The following is a 2,138-nucleotide window of genomic DNA, read 5'->3' as shown; positions in this document are numbered from 1 at the left end:
ATATGGTGATACAACAGAAACAAACTTTAATCAAGCAATACAATTATTAGAAAAGAAGGGTTTTTAAATGACAAATATTAAATCATTCACTACAAAAGCATTGTCAAATTGTAGTCAGGAAGAAACAACTTGCTCTTCATCACCTGAAGTGACAGTAGAAAAAGAAGAACAAATGCAGTTCAATTTAGATTTGCCAGTAGCGATTATTGGAGCTGGTCCAGTTGGACTTGCGGCGGCAGCACATTTAACCATACAAAAAGTGCCTTTCATCGTCTTTGAATCAGGTGAAAATGTAGGACATAATATTCTTAAGTGGCAACACGTTCAACTATTCAGCCCTTGGCAATACGATATTGATAAAGCAGCACGTCAACTACTTGAAGAAACGGATTGGGAATCACCACAGGATAATATTTTACCGACAGGAAAAGAGTTGGTGGATCAATATTTAGTACCTTTAAGTACATTACCTGTCTTAAAAGAAGCCATTCGATACAACTCAAAAGTTATTTCAATTTCACGTCAACAAAACGATAAAATGAAATCATTACATCGTGAAAAGCAGCCTTTTGAAATTTATGTTGAAAGAAATCATGAAATTGAAATAGTAGAAGCACGTGCAATTATTGATGCAACGGGTACATGGGGGAACCCAAATCCTTCTACTTCAAATGGTGTTTGGTTGAATTCCGAAAAACAATGCGAAAATCACATTGAATACGGTATTCCAGATATAACGAAAAGTGTGAAACGCTATGCCGATAAAACAGTCGCAGTGGTTGGTGGTGGGCACTCTGCTATTAATACATTGTTAGAACTGGCCGATTTACAAAAAGAATTTCCGGAAACCAAATTGATTTGGATTCTACGTAAAAAAAATGTAGAAGATGCCTACGGTGGCGAAGAAAAAGATGCACTTGAAGCACGTGGGGCGCTTGGCTCGAAAATACATTCATTGGTCGATTCAGGTAAAGTACAAGTATATACACCGTTCTACACGATGCAAGTCAAATCAATGAATGGACAAATGGAGTTAGCAGGACGTTATGAAGGCGAAATGACAATTATTAAAGAGATTGACGAGTTGATTGTCAATGCTGGAAATCGTCCGGACTTTTCAATTGAACAAGAACTTCGATTATCCATTGACCCAGCGACGGAAAGTATCGCAGCACTAGCACCACTCATCGATCCAAACGAACACAGTTGTGGTACCGTTCGCGCACATGGTGAAGAAATTCTACGCCAGCCAGAACAAGGTCTTTATATTGTAGGTATGAAGAGTTACGGTCGTGCTCCCACATTCTTAATGGCAACAGGATATGAACAAGTACGTTCAATAACAGCCTATCTTGCAGGAGATATAGAAGCCTCTAAGCGAGTAGAACTTGATTTACCTGAAACAGGTGTTTGTAGTGTAAATTTACAAGACGCTAAAGAAGAATCAAGCTGTAGCAACACAACGAGCAGCTGTTAAAATAATGGTAAGATTGTATTTTCTAAAGCTACAAGCTCTTTAACATATAACTTGCTAATGTTATTTAAAAACAGATAAGCCCCTCNNGGGGCTTATCTGTTTTTAAGAAATTCTAATAATCTATCTAAGAAGAAGATGTATCAATTAAAGTAAAAGTCACTAGTTTAACTCGTAATCATATATTTCGAAGTGTAAATTGACTGAATTTGGTTTATAGCTTACTAAAAATAACTCTTATAAAATTTTACAACAAGTATCTTCTGTCAAAACAACTTGTATTTGTTTTTCATTGATTTTATAGTGATTCCAAGTTCCGTGCTTTTCAACATTCAAGATATTAGCATTCACTAACTTTTTTAAATGATAAGATATTTTAGATTGTTTTAAGTTTAATTTTTCTTCTAAATCGCATACACATAGACTTTTACTTTTACTGTTACTGATTTCATTTATTATTTTAAGTCTAACTTTGTCTGCTAGTGCGTTAAACAATGACTCATAAAAATCAAGACGCTCTTCCTCATTTAAATAGTTCGTATTTTTAATAGCTTCCATAAAATAGACACTTCTTTCATTTATAAATTTTAATTAGACTTTATATTGTTTTTGTTTTAATTCTTGTATTGCTTTCTTAAATTTTTTTCTGTTGTATCACCATATT

The 2,138-nt window shown here is 34.4% G+C and carries 2 protein-coding genes; one reads left to right on the top strand and one right to left on the bottom strand.

Translation table 11 applies throughout. From position 1 onward, the window contains the following. Positions 1-67 precede the first annotated feature (67 nt). On the top strand, positions 68-1,477 hold the full coding sequence (locus tag KA845_RS12945; protein WP_182093931.1) for an NAD(P)-binding domain-containing protein: 1,410 nt from the start codon (positions 68-70) through the stop codon (positions 1,475-1,477). 234 nt (positions 1,478-1,711) lie between these two features. Here KA845_RS12945 and KA845_RS12940 read toward each other — a convergent pair whose 3' ends face one another. After that, a complete protein-coding gene (locus tag KA845_RS12940; protein ID WP_119605244.1) occupies positions 1,712-2,032 on the bottom strand; it encodes an ArsR/SmtB family transcription factor in 321 nt (106 codons plus the stop codon). Positions 2,033-2,138 lie beyond the last annotated feature (106 nt).

The organism is Staphylococcus sp. GDX8P114P-2 (assembly GCF_017892945.1).
Classification (GTDB): domain Bacteria; phylum Bacillota; class Bacilli; order Staphylococcales; family Staphylococcaceae; genus Staphylococcus; species Staphylococcus arlettae.
Note: the sequence above shows the minus strand (reverse complement) of the source record. Positions and strands in the feature narration are given on the sequence as shown.

Coding starts and splice junctions, on each gene's coding strand:
- KA845_RS12945 (WP_182093931.1), top strand. CDS start 68: ATGACAAATATTAAATCATTCACTACAAAAGCATTGTCAAATTGTAGT.
- KA845_RS12940 (WP_119605244.1), bottom strand. CDS start 2,032: ATGGAAGCTATTAAAAATACGAACTATTTAAATGAGGAAGAGCGTCTT.